General features: G+C 37.7%; 15 protein-coding genes. 12 read left to right on the top strand and 3 right to left on the bottom strand.

Features of this window, described 5'->3' with window-relative positions; all coding sequences use genetic code 11:
* Window positions 1-226 precede the first annotated feature (226 nt).
* The 3 genes from AC27E9_RS06420 to lolE are packed head-to-tail and all read left to right on the top strand — an operon-like array spanning window position 227 to window position 3,533.
* The gene (locus AC27E9_RS06420) at window positions 227-1,447 is read left to right on the top strand and encodes a lipoprotein-releasing ABC transporter permease subunit (RefSeq protein WP_487128426.1); all 1,221 of its coding nucleotides are present in this window, start codon (window positions 227-229) and stop codon (window positions 1,445-1,447) included.
* On the top strand, window positions 1,440-2,267 hold the full coding sequence (gene lolD / locus AC27E9_RS06415) for a lipoprotein-releasing ABC transporter ATP-binding protein LolD (protein WP_487128424.1): 828 nt from the start codon (window positions 1,440-1,442) through the stop codon (window positions 2,265-2,267). The genes AC27E9_RS06420 and lolD overlap by 8 nt, the downstream gene beginning before the upstream one ends.
* On the top strand, window positions 2,268-3,533 hold the full coding sequence (gene lolE / locus AC27E9_RS06410; RefSeq protein ID WP_487128422.1) for a lipoprotein-releasing ABC transporter permease subunit LolE: 1,266 nt from the start codon (window positions 2,268-2,270) through the stop codon (window positions 3,531-3,533).
* 60 nt (window positions 3,534-3,593) lie between these two features.
* Here the strand turns inward: lolE and AC27E9_RS06405 are convergent, their stop codons facing one another.
* Complete coding sequence (locus tag AC27E9_RS06405; RefSeq protein ID WP_487128420.1) at window positions 3,594-4,115, bottom strand: DUF2062 domain-containing protein; 522 nt, start codon at window positions 4,113-4,115, stop codon at window positions 3,594-3,596.
* Between the two features lie 42 nt (window positions 4,116-4,157).
* On the opposite strand from AC27E9_RS06405, the gene AC27E9_RS06400 reads away from it, so the two are divergent.
* The 5 genes from AC27E9_RS06400 to kdsB all read left to right on the top strand — a co-directional run bounded on the left by AC27E9_RS06400 (window position 4,158) and on the right by kdsB (window position 10,706).
* A complete protein-coding gene (locus AC27E9_RS06400) occupies window positions 4,158-6,617 on the top strand; it encodes a DNA internalization-related competence protein ComEC/Rec2 (RefSeq protein WP_487128418.1) in 2,460 nt (819 codons plus the stop codon).
* 140 nt (window positions 6,618-6,757) lie between these two features.
* Window positions 6,758-8,521, top strand: coding sequence for a lipid A export permease/ATP-binding protein MsbA (gene msbA, locus AC27E9_RS06395; protein ID WP_487128416.1), 1,764 nt, complete (start codon window positions 6,758-6,760; stop codon window positions 8,519-8,521).
* A 59-nt stretch (window positions 8,522-8,580) separates the two neighbouring features.
* Window positions 8,581-9,642 (top strand): tetraacyldisaccharide 4'-kinase, encoded by a 1,062-nt coding sequence (gene lpxK, locus AC27E9_RS06390; RefSeq protein WP_487128414.1) that lies wholly within the window; start codon window positions 8,581-8,583, stop codon window positions 9,640-9,642.
* Window positions 9,643-9,725: 83 nt separating this feature from the next.
* Window positions 9,726-9,908, top strand: coding sequence for a Trm112 family protein (locus AC27E9_RS06385; protein ID WP_487128412.1), 183 nt, complete (start codon window positions 9,726-9,728; stop codon window positions 9,906-9,908).
* Window positions 9,909-9,941: 33 nt separating this feature from the next.
* Window positions 9,942-10,706 (top strand): 3-deoxy-manno-octulosonate cytidylyltransferase, encoded by a 765-nt coding sequence (kdsB, locus tag AC27E9_RS06380; RefSeq protein ID WP_487128410.1) that lies wholly within the window; start codon window positions 9,942-9,944, stop codon window positions 10,704-10,706.
* Window positions 10,707-10,803: 97 nt separating this feature from the next.
* Here the strand turns inward: kdsB and AC27E9_RS06375 are convergent, their stop codons facing one another.
* Both AC27E9_RS06375 and AC27E9_RS06370 read right to left on the bottom strand, forming a co-directional pair.
* Window positions 10,804-11,367 carry a hypothetical protein gene (locus AC27E9_RS06375; RefSeq protein WP_487128408.1) on the bottom strand — a complete coding sequence of 188 codons (564 nt, stop codon included), beginning with the start codon at window positions 11,365-11,367 and terminating at the stop codon, window positions 10,804-10,806.
* 174 nt (window positions 11,368-11,541) lie between these two features.
* Window positions 11,542-12,639, bottom strand: coding sequence for a 1-acyl-sn-glycerol-3-phosphate acyltransferase (locus AC27E9_RS06370; protein WP_487128406.1), 1,098 nt, complete (start codon window positions 12,637-12,639; stop codon window positions 11,542-11,544).
* Window positions 12,640-13,114: 475 nt separating this feature from the next.
* Between AC27E9_RS06370 and hpf the strand changes: the two genes are divergently transcribed.
* The 4 genes from hpf to nudC all read left to right on the top strand — a co-directional run bounded on the left by hpf (window position 13,115) and on the right by nudC (window position 15,524).
* Window positions 13,115-13,471: a ribosome hibernation-promoting factor, HPF/YfiA family gene (gene hpf / locus AC27E9_RS06365; RefSeq protein ID WP_487128405.1), complete on the top strand. Its 357-nt coding sequence runs from the start codon at window positions 13,115-13,117 to the stop codon at window positions 13,469-13,471.
* A 122-nt stretch (window positions 13,472-13,593) separates the two neighbouring features.
* Window positions 13,594-14,007, top strand: a complete 414-nt coding sequence (gene arfB, locus AC27E9_RS06360) for an alternative ribosome rescue aminoacyl-tRNA hydrolase ArfB (RefSeq protein ID WP_487128403.1) — start codon at window positions 13,594-13,596, stop codon at window positions 14,005-14,007.
* A gap of 181 nt (window positions 14,008-14,188) precedes the next feature.
* Window positions 14,189-14,530 (top strand): winged helix-turn-helix transcriptional regulator, encoded by a 342-nt coding sequence (locus AC27E9_RS06355; protein ID WP_487128401.1) that lies wholly within the window; start codon window positions 14,189-14,191, stop codon window positions 14,528-14,530.
* A 10-nt stretch (window positions 14,531-14,540) separates the two neighbouring features.
* On the top strand, window positions 14,541-15,524 hold the full coding sequence (gene nudC / locus AC27E9_RS06350) for an NAD(+) diphosphatase (RefSeq protein ID WP_487128399.1): 984 nt from the start codon (window positions 14,541-14,543) through the stop codon (window positions 15,522-15,524).
* Window positions 15,525-15,654: the final 130 nt, after the last annotated feature.

Genomic DNA, 15,654 nt, shown 5'->3' with positions numbered 1-15,654 from the left:
TTTTATGTAAGTCGTTAGATGGTGCTGTTTTAAAAGCTTTAAATAGGGTACAGCTCTACAGTTCTTGTTGTTTAAAGCTTTTATTGTAAATTTTAACTATTTGATGGCTGTTTTTCGTTAAATGATGAAAAGTTAATGCTCAAGTCGGTAATATTTTTCTAAGCTGTGGTATGCTCATTGGTAAATTAATGTTGGCTTTTGGCCACTTAAAATGAAGAAAGGATTAATGTTTCAACCTGTTAGTGTTTTTATTGGCTTAAGATATAGTCGTAGCAATCATGGTAAGGGATTTGTCTCCTTTATTACTTTTTTTTCTATCATAGGTATTGTACTTGGTGTTGCCTCGTTAATAACGGTTGTGTCAGTCATGGATGGCTTAGAGCAAGAGCAAAAAAGACGTGTATTAGGTTTAGTTCCGCATGTTCTAATGTCTGAACAAAGTGGCCATTTAGATAACTGGCAGGCGCTACAAGCGAATATCAGTGAAATACCTGAGGTGAAATTTGTTACGCCTTATCAAGAAAGTGAAGCGTTGATTCAATCGAAGTCAGCATTGCAAGGTGTTTTAGTACACGGCATTATGCCTGAATTTGAACAGCATAATATTATTCAAAGTGCCATGGAATATGGTCATCTTAATTCGTTGTCAGATAAGCCCTTTGGTATTGTATTAGGGCAAGCATTAGCACGAAAGCTTAGTGTGAGCCTTGGAGACTCGGTTCGCTTAACGCTACCTAACAAAACATTATTCACGCCGATGGGGCGTGTGCCGGTTCATAGAACTTTTACCGTTGTTGGCCTTTTTAATGTGGGTTCTCAAGTTGATGAATCAATGGTGTATATCCATATTAAAGATGGCGCTAAACTGCATCGCAAAAAAGGCGATGGTGTTAATCAGCTTAGGTTATATTTACATGATGCGTTTAATGCCCTAAGTGTTATTGAAAACCTAAGCATAGAGTACAACAGTTATAATTATGTTAGCTGGCAGGAAAGCCAAGGGGCTTTGTTTGCCGCTGTTAGTATGGAAAAAAACATGATGTGGCTAATGCTAAGCTTAATTGTGGCGGTGGCGGCATTTAATATTGTTTCAGCTTTGGTTATGGTGGTTATTGATAAACAAGGTGAAATTAGTATTTTGCAAACCTTAGGGCTTGACCGATTAGGTATTGTGAAAATATTTATGACTCAGGGCTTAACCAATGGAGTATGGGGTGTCGTACTAGGGGTTACACTTGGGGTTTTGTTAACTCTTAATTTAAACACTTTATTTAATGTACTCGGCGTTAATTTACTTGGCGGCGGACAAGAGTTGCCAATTGCACTCGACCCAATGAACATTTTTATTATAGTAAGCTCGGCGCTATTAATGAGCTTTGTTGCAACACTTTATCCGGCTTTTCGTGCTGCACAAACCCAACCTGCACAGGTGCTCAGAAATGAATAATAGTTTAGCCAATGTAAGTCAAAAGAATATGGAAAGTACCTTGAAAAAAGATAATGCAACTAACAATGTTCAAACCACTGATGATAAAAGTAAAAACAGCTTAGCACTGGGCTTAGAATGCAAAAACTTAACTAAGTCTTATCAACAAGGCTCAATTGAAACCTCAGTGTTATCTGAGCTTAACTTGGCGGTAAAAGCAGGTGAACTTGTTGCTATTGTTGGTAGCTCTGGCTGTGGTAAAAGTACCTTCTTGCATTTAGCAGGAGCTTTAGATACCCCAAGTGCCGGTGAAGTATTGATTAATGGCGTAAATATTCACCAATTATCAGAGAAAGAACGAGCTAAATTTCGTAATCAACACATAGGTTTTATATATCAATTTCATCATTTAATGATGGAGTTTACTGCAGAAGAAAATGTGGCCATGCCGTTATTAATTCGTGGCGATAAACCTAAGGCAGCGTTATCAGAAGCGAAAGCAATGTTAGCCCAAGTTGGCTTAGGACATAGAGGTCATCATCGACCGTCAGAGTTATCAGGTGGCGAACGTCAGCGTGTTGCTATTGCCAGAGCTTTAGTGACTAAACCTTCACTCATTTTGGCGGACGAACCAACTGGGAATTTAGACTTTGATACTGCCGAACAAATTTATCAGTTATTGCAAGAGCTAAATAGAACAGTAAACACCAGTTTTGTTATTGTTACTCATGATTTAACTTTAGCCGGGAAGATGGATCGACAATTACGTTTAGATCATGGCCATTTAAAATCGCTGAAAAGTACATTAGATGTGACATTAGCGCATGGCGAGGATAGTTAAGTGTTAAAACCGTTAAGTGTATTTATTGGTTTGCGTTATGTGCGTAGCAGGCAAAACCAAGGCTTTTCGTCGTTTATCTCTGCATCTTCTACTATCGGTATTGCAATAGGGGTTATGGTGCTAATTGTTGTACTTTCAGCAATGAACGGCTTTGAAAGGGCGTTAGCTCAACATTTATTGTCTATTGTTCCTCACGGTGAGGTTATTGCTGTGAACGAACCCATTGATAATTGGCAAGGAAATGTTGCTAAAATGCAAAAACATCCCAATATTTTTGCTGCTGCGCCATTTATTAAAACTCAAGGAATGATGCAGCGTGGTTCAGAGTTAAAAGGAGTCGAAGTTCGTGGCGTCAATGTTCAATTAGAACAGCAGGTTTCGGCTATTTCTCGTTATATGACGGAAGGGACGTGGCAAGATTTACAGCAAGAAAATGCCATTGTTGTTGGTGCTGGTATTGCACGTAAGTTATCACTCAAAGTGGGTGATAAAGTACAATTATTATTGCCTCCAATATCTAAAAGCAACAACAATAATAGTGCTAAACAGCAATTTCCTGTACCGATAAAACAACATGCCAATGTGGTTGGTATTTTTAAATTTGGTGGCACTGTTGATGACACACAGAGTTATATTAACTTAGCGATGGCAGGGCAATTACTTGGCTATCAAGCTGACGAGGTACAAGGGATTCGCCTGGCGGTAAATGATGTGTTTTCTGCTCCACAAATTGTACGAGATGTTGCTTTTAATTTTGATTTTTATGTTTATATGATTGACTGGACGCGCAGTCATGGCCATTTGTTTAACGATATACAGCTAGTACGTATGGTGATGTTTATTGTTTTGGTGTTAGTGATTGCTGTAGCAAGTTTTAATATTGTTTCTACCTTGATTATGGCGGTTAATGAGAAAAAATCAGATATTGCAATATTAAAAACCATGGGCGCGAAACCTAGCACGATAATGACTAGCTTTATGTTCCAGGGGCTCATGAACGGTATTGTTGGTTGTTTTTTAGGTGCTTGTTTAGGAGTTTTAATTTCTTTAAATTTGACCGATATTATTCGTGCTATAGAAAGTGCGCTATCCGTACAGTTTCTTTCTGCAGATGTTTATTTTATCGATTATTTACCTACAGTGCTTCGCCAACAGGACGTTATAAATACCGTTGTTACGGCGTTAATTATGAGTTTAGTGGCAACGATTTATCCTGCGTGGCGAGCAACTAAAGTTGAGCCAGCACAGGTGCTTGGACAAGCATAAAAATTAAGTTGCTAGTATCTAAATAAAAAATCAGACCTAGGTCTGGTTTTTTATTTCTTTTTATTGTTGGGCTCTACTGGCTCGACGCTTTCGCCACTCCCTTGCAACAGAGTAACGCCAAAGACTATTAATGGTGATATAGCCAAGTAAACCGAATATGGCAGCTAAAGCACCACAACCAATCAGAAATGCTGGACCTATGGTTGATACGCTATCGACCACCCATTGCCAACTTGCTTCAAAAGTAAACTCACCCGCGGGTGCGCCAATAATCCAAGTGCCGACTAAATAACAAAAGTAAAAAATTGCAGGCATAGTTAATGGGTTAGTTATCCAAACAAGGGCAATCGATAAAGGTAAATTTGCATGTACTATAATGGCAATGCCTGCAGATAAAACCATTTGGAATGGCACGGGAATAAATGCAAAAAACAAACCTACAGCAAAAGCTTTACTTACTGAGCGACGATTAAGGTGCCATAGGTTCGCGTTATGTAATAGATCACCAAAAATCTGTAAATGTTTATTGGTTTTAATCGTTTGATGATCAGGCATCAGGCGTTTAATTATTTTTTTGGGCATAAATTTATTTAACTTAATTTGGCTAAATGGAAATCGATCACTATGGAATGGTGGCTGCTTACATTTTTTCTTGGCGCTATTTTGTCACTATTCTTACCAATAGTGCCAGAGATTTCTTTACTGTTTTTGATCTTAACTGTTGCTTTCATACTATTTCGATTTCATCAACTTCGCCTATTGGCAGTATTAATTTTCGCTGGTTGCTGGTTATTAATGTCAGCCAATCATCAACGTAACACGCTGGCCAATAATGGTATTAATTTAGCTGAACAACCTCGAGGTGTTGTCACTGTCAAAGGTACGATAAATAATATTGTTACTCATCAGCAAACGACAAATCGCTTTAATTTTATGGTGAGTCACTGGCAAAATGAAAAGCTAAATACGCCGTTCGTTATTAGATTAAATTGGCAAAAACCAAGTCAGCAACTTTTACAAGGCCAACGGTGGCAGTTGGCGGTCAAATTAAAACCCGCGCACGGTTTAGCAAATACAGGAGGCTTTAATTATCAAGTTTGGTTAATGCATAATCGTATTGTCGCCACTGGCTATGTTAAGCAAGATACTGCTAAGAGTATTAAGAAAAGTGGCACGCGCAATAATCGTTTACTGTCCAGTAATATTGCTTGGCGCCAAAAGCTGTATCAAAAATTTACTGAGTCACTTGCTAAAAAGCCTATGCAGGGTGTGCTTATAGCGCTTGGTTTTGGCGAGCGCGGAAAGCTAACTGCTGCACAATGGCAGGTATTGTCAGCAACTGCGACGGTACATTTAATCGCAATCTCAGGTTTACATATAGGCATAGTAGCGTACTTTAGTTTCATTCTTGCACGCGGGTTACTTAGAATGCTGCCGTTGCATAAATTGTTAATAAGCAGGCAACAAATAAAGCTTATGGCTGCTAACGTTAAGTATTTCCCTATATTATTTAGCTGTGGTATTGCTTGGTATTACGCATATTTAGCAGGCTATTCTATTCCAACATTACGAGCTCTAGTAATGTTATTACTTTTTTGGCTATTAAAGTTATCGGCTATTAATGTCTCATTAATTCGTTGGCTACTTCTAACTATTCTGATCATTTTGCTATTTTGGCCACTAAGTTTACTTAGTGCCAGCTTTTGGTTGTCGGTATCAGCGTTAGCCATCATTTTTATTACTTCTTCGCGCCTTTTAACAAAAGTAGCCAGTGATAAAGTAAATGAGACTAGCAAAATATTTACTGAAACTAGTGATGCAATATCTACCACTAAGAGAAAACTGGTTGTCTTAGAATTTTTAGCGAATATTAAGCAAAGAGGTTATCTGTGGGTTAAGTCGTTATTGATTGTTCAATTTGCGCTAACTATTGCTATGTTACCTATTGCTGCCTTGCTAAATTATCAACTGCCGCTGTTGGCGTTTTTTGCCAATATAATTGCCGTACCGTTAATGAGCGTAACAACCATTCCTTTGATGCTATTTTCAGTACTTAGTGCGCCGATAAATGACATGTTAAGTCAGCTATTTTTGTATCTAGCTCATTCAAGCATGGAACTTATTTGGCAATGGTTAACGTTTCTTAGCCAATTTACTTGGCCGCAATGGAGTATTTCTTTTGACAGTTTATCCTTACTTTACTTCGTTATCTTCAGCCTTTTCTCGGTTGTATATTTTCGTTTGAATAAGTTTGTTATCGTAATTATTGTAAGTGCTTCGGCTGTTGTTATTTCATTGACTTTATTTATGCGTCAAAGCGAGGATAGTTGGCAATTATCAGTGTTAGATGTTGGGCATGGTTTAGCTGTTATTATTGAAAAAAATCAACGAGTTTTTCTTTATGATACCGGTGCAAAGTATCCAAGTGGCTTTAATTTGGCACAAGCGGCGATTTTACCTTATTTAAAACATAACGGTTATGATGCTATCGATGGCATCATTATTAGCCACAACGACAATGATCACGCAGGTGGCTTATCGGTATTGCGTCAACATCTTGATATTGCCAAAGTGATCGCCAATGATAACTCCTTAAGTCCTGACCAGCATTGTTTGTTTGGAGAAAGCTTTACTTGGCAAGGGTTACGTTTTGAAATGTTATCGCCAGAGCAAGTTGTGGGGGATAAGAATGACGACTCTTGTGTTGTTGCTATTTCTGACGGTTTTCATCGAGTGCTATTACCTGGTGATATATCTGCAAAGCAAGAGCGGGCACTGGTAAATAAATTAGAAATTAAGGATAAACTTGTTAGTGATGTTTTAATTGCACCACATCATGGCTCGAAATCTTCATCAAGCAATCGCTTTTTAGCTACGGTTGCTCCTAGTTATGCGGTTTTTAGTAGTGGCTATTTAAACCAGTGGCACATGCCATCAGAGGAAATTCGTCAACGTTATCAACAGCAAAATATCAAAACCTTCAATACTGCAGAATTAGGTATGGTGACTTTAGTTTTTGACAAATTAGAGATAAAGCCGTTGACCTTTCGCGGAGATATCAAGCCTTATTGGTTTGTAAATTAACCGCTAAAGATTGATTTTTAATGATTTGACGCCACTATAATTGAGCAATAGCAGTTTATAAGTTGGTTGCCGGGCAAAATAACGCTAAAATACTCCTGCAAATCAAAATTATATCGTTTGGTAACTCATTGAGAGCATAAATGTCGAAAACATCATCATCTACGACAACAGATAAACATAATGGTAAAAATTTCAGACGGCTATTGGCTTATGCAAAAGCTTATAAAGCGGTAGCTATTGTGTCTATATTGGGCATGCTTGGTTATGCCGCCATTGATAGTTTTGTTTTTTCTCAACTTCAGCCATTAATTGATCACGGTTTAGACGGCCAAGACCCAACATTTATGAAGTGGGCACCTTTTTTCATTGTTGTGATGTTTATTCTACGTGGCATTTGTCATTTTGCTGGTAACTACACTTTAGCGTGGCTAGGGAATAATGTTGTTGCGAATATTCGCCAAGAGTTATTTGAGCATATTATGTCGATGCCAGTGTCTTATCATGACAAAGAGTCTACTGGGAGTTTGATTTCAAAATTAACCTTCGATACTGAACAAGTGCTTAGTGCTGTGTCAAAAGCCTTATTAACCTTAGTACAGCAAGGTGCTTTTGTACTCGGTTTATTAATTGTAATGTTTTATAACAGCTGGCAACTCGCTTCAATATTTTTACTTATTACCCCCGTTATTGCCGGTATTGTGACAGTTGTTTCTCGCCGCTTTCGTACCGTGAGCAAAAATATTCAAGGGGCAATGGGTGAGGTTACGTCTGCTGCAGAGCAAACATTTAATGGTCACAAAGTGGTGTTAACTTTTGATGGTCAGCAACGAGAGTTTGAGCGTTTTTCTCATATTAATAAACATAACCGTCAGCAACGTATGAAGCTTGTTGCAACTAAGTCTGCTAGTGTTCCCATTATCCAAATTATTGCCTCGTTTGCTTTAGCGTTTGTGTTATATGTTGCCAATTTAGACTCAATGCGTGAGGAAATTTCCGCAGGTGTATTTATGACAGTGCTAATGTGTATGGTGACACTGTTAAGACCTTTAAAACTGTTAACAACAGTTAACAGTGAGTTTCAAAAAGGCATGGCAGCAAGTGTGAGTATTTTCGCCGTACTTGATCAAAAGGTTGAACTAGACACCGGCACTATTGCTTTAGAGCGAGCAACAGGCACACTGGCGTTTGAAGACGTTAATTTCTCTTATAATGAAAGCGACGAAAAGCAAGCACTAACAAATTTAAGTTTTTCTGCCAATGTTGGTGAAACGGTTGCATTAGTTGGGCGCTCTGGCAGCGGGAAGTCGACAGCCAGTGCACTATTATTACGTTTTTATGATGCGACTACCGGTAAGGTGATGATCGACGGCAAGAATATAGTTGATTACAAATTAAAGGACTTACGTAAACAATTTGCTTATGTTTCACAGCAAGTCGTGCTTTTTAATGATTCAATCGCTAATAATATTGCTTACGGAAAACCTGATGCTTCACGTGAAGAAATTGAAAGTGCCGCCCGTAAAGCTCATGTTATGGAATTTGTAGAAGGGTTGCCAGATGGCCTTGATACCAATATTGGTGATAATGGTGCGATGCTTTCAGGTGGTCAACGTCAACGTGTCGCCATCGCCCGAGCATTACTGTGTGACGCTCCATTTTTGATCTTAGATGAAGCAACGAGTGCATTAGATACTGAATCAGAACGCCATATTCAAGATGCGTTAAATGTTTTACAGAAAAATAGAACCTGTATTGTTATTGCACATAGATTATCGACTATAGAAAATGCTGATAAAATAATTGTTATGGAACAAGGTCAAATTAAAGAACAGGGCGATCACCCTACGTTATTAGCACAAGATGGTGCATATGCTCAATTACATAAATTTCAGTTTGGCGCATAGTGTGATAATTATATTTGCTATATCTGTGGCCAATTTATGATACCTATACGGTATGAAATATGCGTTTAATTGAAAAAGTTTGGTTTCATAAACATGCTGCTAAGTGGCTGCTAGTACCTTTGTTACTGCCATTGACTTTGATTTTTGCTGTTATAACGGCATTTCGACGTTTGGCTTTTAAAATTGGTTTGCTGAAGTCAATTAAAGTGTCGGTGCCTGTTGTGGTTGTTGGTAACATTGGTATTGGTGGCAATGGTAAAACCCCCGTCGCTTTATATTTGGTTGAGAAATTAAAACAGCAAGGGCTAAAAGTGGGGGTAGTGAGTCGTGGTTATGGTTCAAAAGCACCTTATTATCCATATCAAATAAGCACTGAAAGTGGTGCTGAACAAGCAGGTGATGAACCGTTATTGCTATTCCAACGCACAGGCATACCTGTTGTTATTGGTGCTGATCGCATTAAAGGTTGTGAGTTATTGATAGCACAAGGTTGTGAGATTATTATTGCTGATGACGGCCTACAGCACTATCGTCTAGCACGAGATTTTGAGTTTGTTGTTGTTGATGGTAAGCGTGGTTTTGGTAATGGCCTTTTGCTTCCTGCCGGGCCGTTACGTGAAACAAAGCAGCGAATGTTACAAGCCAATTGCGTTATCGTTAATGGTAAAACAAATTCACCAATAGATTTTGATTCGTTAACATTGCCTATTGTTAATATGCAATTATCGGCAACACATGTAGTTAACATTAAAAGTGGTGAGCGTATTACGTTATCATCTTTTATCAATGAAGAACTACAAGCTGATAAACGTGTAAATGCGCTTGCGGGTATTGGTGACCCATCGCGATTTTTTAGAACTTTAGAGCAATTGGGATTAACGTTAGCGCAAAGTCAGGGTTTTATTGATCATCAAGCATTCTCAGCTTCAGATTTACAGAAATTTAGTGATGATATACCGTTATTGATGACAGAAAAAGATGCGGTAAAGTGTGCAAGTTTTGCTGACAGCCACTGTTGGTATTTACCTGTAGATGCTGATTTCATCGGTGATGAAGAAAGTAAATTAATAGATAACGTGGTTAATGACATTATTGCATTAACTCGAAATAGTCGCGCTTGAATAGAAGTAAGAAAACAGTGAAGAAAATTGACGCTTAATGAAAGTAACATTGAGCAAGTAATAGAAAATTAAGAGAGATAATTATGGCGTTTGATACGAAATTGATGGAAATTCTTGCCTGCCCGGTATGTAAAGGAAAGCTTGAGCACAACAAAGAGCAACAAGAGTTGATCTGCAGATTTGACCGCTTAGCTTTTGCTATCGACAAAGATATTCCTGTATTGTTGGAGAGCGAAGCTCGCCGTATTACAGATAATGATGCTTAGTTAATTCAGCAAATAAAACTTAATGAGGTTTTTATGTCATTTGTGGTAGTAATTCCTGCAAGATTTGAATCTTCACGATTACCAGGAAAGGTACTGGCCGATATAGCCGGCAAACCTATGATCCAGTGGGTTGTTGAAAAAGCGAAAGCCAGTGGCGCAGAACAAGTTATTGTTGCAACTGACAACGATGAAGTTGCACGAGTAGTAAAAAGCTTTGGTGGGGAAGTATGTAAAACTCGCGCCGATCACCAATCAGGTACTGAGCGTTTAGCGGAGGTGATGGAAACGTATCAGTTTTCTGATCAACAAGTTATTGTAAATGTTCAAGGTGATGAACCCTTTATTCCAGTTGAAAATATAGCACAAGTTGCCGAGAATCTATCGAGCCAAAATCAGGCACGTATGGCAACACTGGCAATGACCATTGACGATGTTAACGAAGCATTAAACCCTAACGCAGTTAAAGTGTTATGTGACAAAAATGGTTATGCGCTGTACTTTAGTAGAGCTACAATTCCATATGATCGTGAGCGCTTTTTAAATAACGATAATATTACCGATATTGGTGATTTCTATTTACGTCATATTGGCATTTATGCCTACCGTGCTGGTTTTATTAAAGATTACGTGCAATGGCCGGCGAGTCAATTAGAACAAATAGAGTCATTAGAGCAATTACGAGTGCTATGGCAGGGTGAGAAAATACATGTTGCAGTAGCGAATACTCGTTTAGCTGTTGAGGGGGTTGATACCCCAGAAGATTTAGCGAAAGCTCGAACATACGCAGAATCTTTATAACAAGGCTAGTTTTTTACCAATATAATTTTGAAAAATAAAAAGAGGCGAAAGCCTCTTTTTTTGTACTTATCACTTTTAAGCAGACCAAATTTTTAGCTTAGTTACTCGAACTCATATCACTTATTTCGGCATTATCTATCAAAGTAAAAAAATCTTGTTGCTCGCTCAATTTCAATTCTATGGTCATAAATAAGCGCTGCGCTTTTTGCTCTGGACTTAAATTCTCGTTACGTTCTAATTTTGCAGCAACGGACAAGCCAAATGTATTTTTTTCAGATAACGTTAGCTGTTGCTGTAATTCTATAAAGTCTGCAATGGCTTTATCTGAGAGTTTTAACAGATAAGTTTGGCTAGCAGGCGTTGATGAAAAAAAGCTAATTTTTGCTGGTGTTTGGCTTAAACTCATTTGCTTTAATGGAAATTCAAGGGCGAGATCTCCATTGTTGTTTTTAATTGTTACGCCTAGTTTAGTGTTAACTAAATCAATATTAAGAAAGCTATTTACCGTTAGTTTTGCTCTAATTTGTTTTGGCTTTAGCTTGAGTAACTCTTGTTCATCATAACTTGAAAACTTCAGTAGTGTTGTTAACGGAATACTGGAACAAGCACTGATAACAAAGCAAAGTATTACAGCGAATGAGGGTTTGAATGTGGCAAACATTGATGGTCCGTAATTGATGTTAAGTTCATGCAGTTGTTATGTATTTTTAATTTTTCTAACTAGCTTAGCAAGTGCAAAGTTAAATGCAATGTGTCAACCTTAGCTTTAATAGCTTGAAAGTAAAAAGCCGTATTAAAAAATACGGCTTTTTTTGTTTTTATTAATGTTGTTTTTTTAAAGAGCTTGTTTGGCTGAAACAGGGTTCGCGTACATCGTTAATAACCAGTGCTTTTGTTCGGCGGTTAAGTTTTCCATGCGTTGGTTTAATTGTTCAAGAACTGAGCTATCCGCTTGTTCTCTGTTTAACGTTGCATGGGCAACTAAATTGCTATCGTAAAGTTTATAGTTGCTGATTATTTCTTTGTCTATTTCCGCAGCAATTGCTTTACTGTCGGCAAAGTCGCCTTTAATTGCTTGGCAAAATTCAATATGTACCCGACCTTTTTGACCAACTAAGCCTTGGGTGATACTTTTTAAATCTTCGCCTTCTTGTTTAACATAATTACCTGTTGCTTCTTTTTCTGCCAATTCGATGGCTTTGTCGTTATCACAAGGGTCAAACTCGTAAGAAATTGAAACCGGTACAATGTTTAATTGTTCTAAATATTCTGCAATGGGGGTTTGTTTATCTTTATTAAGCAGTAACATAGAAATTAAAGCTGCATTGGTTTTATCAATACCGTCTTTTGCTCGGCCCTCGCGTTGTGCAATCCAAATATTTTGCTGGCGGTTGGCAACAGTGTCATGAATATAAGCAGATAATTGTTTTGAAGCTTTTAACATGGCGCGTTTATTTTCTTCATTACGCTTAACGATAAAGCTTTTGTTAATACGCATTAAATCAGCAACCCAAGGTTGATGTAATAAATTATCACCTACGGCGGCCTCAACGGTACTAATGCCGTTTTTGTATAACGCTAAGTTAACTAGAGCTACATCTAAAACAATATCTCTGTGGTTACTAATAAAGAGTGCCGGCTTTGAGGTATCAATATTCTCAATGCCGCTAAAGCTAAAACCGTCAGTACTTTTTTTAATTAAGTGATGAAGGTATTTGGCCACTTCGATTTGAATTTGTTCAATGTTATGAAACTTTTGCGCACGAAACTTTAAAGACCATTTTACAATCGAGCAAGCAAGGCTTGGCGCGAATTGATATAACTTTGCTAGCTTTAAGCTGGCGATAGATGCCTGTAAGTCTTTTTCATTAATTAATTTTTCGATTACTGCCGCTACCTCATCATCTCGATAAGGTCGTATATCATCAAACATTCAGGAATCTCTTTAACTGGTAAAAATTAAGTATAAATATATCTGCGATTATAACCGAATCATTTTCAAAAATGCTCGTATTGTTTTGAGCTTTTAAGAAAATTAATTGTAAATTTTATTTTTCAAAATAGCGTGTCAGGAAACTTAAATGCGTTTACGACCGTAAATGAACAGATAAATGATTTTAGAAGTACAGCGATTAAATTAAGATTACTTAGTGATAATGACGCCTCAGTAGCTCTTTTAACTCGGCTAGGATTTAGCTTTAATAAAAACATAAGCTTAGAGGAAAGTGAACAGAATATTATATTATTTGATAGGTTTAATTTGTCATATGACAAATTTTATGACATTTAAAAAGTTTGCTTCAATTCATATAAATAACAATTAAATTGAAAAATTAACCTGTTTAACTTGCGTTTTTAAGGTTTAGACCCAAGTATTGATAGAGAGTTACCAATAAAAAGGAATATCTATGAAAATAAATCTTTCAGGTCACCATGTCGATATCACCGATTCAATCAAAGAACATATCAATGAAAAGTTTTCTAAAATAGCGACACACTTTCCAACATTAATTTCTTTAGATGTTATTTTATCGCACGAGCATAGTAAGCATAATGTCGAGTTACGTACTACCTATGAAGGTGGCCGAATTTCAGCGTCAGCGAACGATGCTGTAATGTACCCAGCAATTGCTGCCGCTGCAAAAAAACTAGATGCAGCATTAAAGCATAGAAAAGGTTTATTAAAGGCGAATTTACATAGCAAGCCGGCAACAACCGCGCCGGAAATTGCCCATGAACGTGTTCAAGAAATGAACTTAAATTAAGCGATTATATTCTATGAAAAGGAGGCAAATGCCTCCTTTTTTATTGCCTGTTATCTTAAAAGCTAATGATTGGTTTATAATGGTTCAGTTATCAATAAGTAAATACAACGCCGCAATACATTATGTTAGAGATTTCAAATAACCTCACCCTAGCTGAATGGGAAATTGAATTAAATGCTATTAGGTCTCAGGGGAACGGAGGACAGCGAGTAAATAAGGTTGCGACCGCAATTCATTTGCGTTTTGATATTAAACGATCATCATTACCGACTGTTTATAAAGAGAGATTATTGCGGTTGCAAGATAGCCGTATAACTGCAGACGGCGTTGTTATTATTAAAGCGCAATCTTTTCGCACCCAAGATCAAAATAAAGATGACGCACTGAAAAGGTTAAAAGAACTTATTTTAGCGGCAATGGTTGTGCAAAAAGCTCGCCGCGCAACTAAACCGACACGTAATTCACAAAAGCGCCGAGTTGATAATAAAAAGAGAAAAGGGCAAACCAAGTCGTTACGTTCAAAGGTTAATTTATAATCGTCTAACTCTAATGGTGCATTCAGCTGTTAATGAATCGTTTGATTAAAACTGCTTGTCACGTAACTACATTTTATGTAGTTTACTACTGATTTTGTAGTGGAGGTGTAGTTAGTTAATTAATTACACTTTCACTAAGTGGAAACTTGGTTTTAATTCAGAACTCAGTAGAGAGGAAGGTATGGCATTACCTATTCCGGGAAATCCCGTTAGAGGCTCCAAAACAGGAAAGCCAATTATGGCTGCGCTTGATTTACTTGGGCGAACATGGGCACTAGGCATTATCTGGCAGTTACGCCAAGGGCCATTGAGCTTTAGCGAGTTACAACAGCATTGCGAAAATATTTCGCCAACGCTATTAACGAATCGTTTGAAAGAATTACAACAAACCCATTTACTGGAAAAACACTTGCAAGGTTATCAATTAACGCCTATTGGTTTGCAGCTATTTGAGGTTATTGCTCCATTGGGGCAGTGGGCAAAACAGTGGCAGCTCATATTTGAACTATCGCTAGATAAGTAAGGGAAGCTCTATGAATTCTGAATTAACGTTTTGTAATATGCCGCTTGAGCGAGCAAGTCACCTAAGAAAAAATCAACAATGGCTGAGCGATAAAATATCGGCAGATAGCAGTTGTTTTTATTTCTTTTATCAAAATAAACTTCTCTACCTAGATAAGAGCTTATTTTCTTTTAGTAAAGCTCAATATCAAGGTGAAACTGAACTGTTGTCATTGATAGAGAGAGCCGAATTTAATTTAATTTTCTTGGGCTTAGAGCAAGATAAAGGGCATTTTGTTTATGATATGTCGGCTCTTAATGATGATGAGATTAGTCGCTGGTTAGCAAAGCTTTTCCATTGCTTATGCTGTAATGATGCTAAGTTTATTGATTTTAGACATTCAATTTCAATGTTGAGTCAGGAACAGGCGGCGATACTTGGCTATGCAAAAGCGCTTATTCATTGGCAACAAAGTGCGATGTTTTGCGGTACTTGTGGTACAAAAACACAGTCGTTAGACGGTGGTCATAGACGACAGTGTTTAAATCCTGAATGCCAAGTTGAGCAGTTCCCTCGAACTGACCCTGCAGTCATAATGTTGGTTGAGTATCAACCTAAGCAGGGACCCGCACTTTGCTTACTTGCTGAACATCATAGGATATCAGATAAAGTTTACTCAACATTGGCTGGTTTTGTAGACCCAGGAGAGTCATTAGTAGAGGCTGTGCACAGAGAAGTGCTAGAAGAAGTTGGCATTGAAACCAAGAAAATAACACACTTTGGTTCGCAACCTTGGCCATTTCCAAATTCATTAATGCTTGGCTTTTTTGCTCAAGCTAGCGGCATGGAAATCACTTTAGAAGAAGAGGAATTACGCAGCGCTGCTTGGTTTACGGCTGAACAATTGCAAAACTTTGGTGAGTGGGGAGATGAAACTGATGGGAAAAAATTACCAAGGAAAGAGTCTATTTCAAGGCGTTTAATTGACACTTGGTGCGCAAAACAGCTTGGTTAGCGAGGATGCAACCACAGAAAAGAGTAAAACTTAACCTTAGCTTTATATACTGTAAAAATATTAATAATTTACAGGCCCTGTAAACATTTACTACCAAATTAAATAGCTTTGGTTTAGCTGTGGCTGCTAG

This window comes from Colwellia meonggei (assembly GCF_057537295.1).
The sequence above is the reverse complement of the archived record's forward strand: the minus strand, read 5'-3'. Positions and strand labels throughout refer to the sequence as shown.

What these genes read in the sequence shown, in the direction of transcription:
- AC27E9_RS06370 (WP_487128406.1), bottom strand. Translation starts at nt 12,639, where the DNA reads ATGTTTGATGATATACGACCTTATCGAGATGATGAGGTAGCGGCAGTA.
- hpf (WP_487128405.1), top strand. Translation starts at nt 13,115, where the DNA reads ATGAAAATAAATCTTTCAGGTCACCATGTCGATATCACCGATTCAATC.
- AC27E9_RS06375 (WP_487128408.1), bottom strand. Translation starts at nt 11,367, where the DNA reads ATGTTTGCCACATTCAAACCCTCATTCGCTGTAATACTTTGCTTTGTT.
- AC27E9_RS06400 (WP_487128418.1), top strand. Translation starts at nt 4,158, where the DNA reads ATGGAATGGTGGCTGCTTACATTTTTTCTTGGCGCTATTTTGTCACTA.
- kdsB (WP_487128410.1), top strand. Translation starts at nt 9,942, where the DNA reads ATGTCATTTGTGGTAGTAATTCCTGCAAGATTTGAATCTTCACGATTA.
- arfB (WP_487128403.1), top strand. Translation starts at nt 13,594, where the DNA reads ATGTTAGAGATTTCAAATAACCTCACCCTAGCTGAATGGGAAATTGAA.
- lpxK (WP_487128414.1), top strand. Translation starts at nt 8,581, where the DNA reads ATGCGTTTAATTGAAAAAGTTTGGTTTCATAAACATGCTGCTAAGTGG.
- AC27E9_RS06420 (WP_487128426.1), top strand. Translation starts at nt 227, where the DNA reads ATGTTTCAACCTGTTAGTGTTTTTATTGGCTTAAGATATAGTCGTAGC.
- AC27E9_RS06355 (WP_487128401.1), top strand. Translation starts at nt 14,189, where the DNA reads ATGGCATTACCTATTCCGGGAAATCCCGTTAGAGGCTCCAAAACAGGA.
- msbA (WP_487128416.1), top strand. Translation starts at nt 6,758, where the DNA reads ATGTCGAAAACATCATCATCTACGACAACAGATAAACATAATGGTAAA.
- nudC (WP_487128399.1), top strand. Translation starts at nt 14,541, where the DNA reads ATGAATTCTGAATTAACGTTTTGTAATATGCCGCTTGAGCGAGCAAGT.
- AC27E9_RS06385 (WP_487128412.1), top strand. Translation starts at nt 9,726, where the DNA reads ATGGCGTTTGATACGAAATTGATGGAAATTCTTGCCTGCCCGGTATGT.
- AC27E9_RS06405 (WP_487128420.1), bottom strand. Translation starts at nt 4,115, where the DNA reads ATGCCCAAAAAAATAATTAAACGCCTGATGCCTGATCATCAAACGATT.
- lolD (WP_487128424.1), top strand. Translation starts at nt 1,440, where the DNA reads ATGAATAATAGTTTAGCCAATGTAAGTCAAAAGAATATGGAAAGTACC.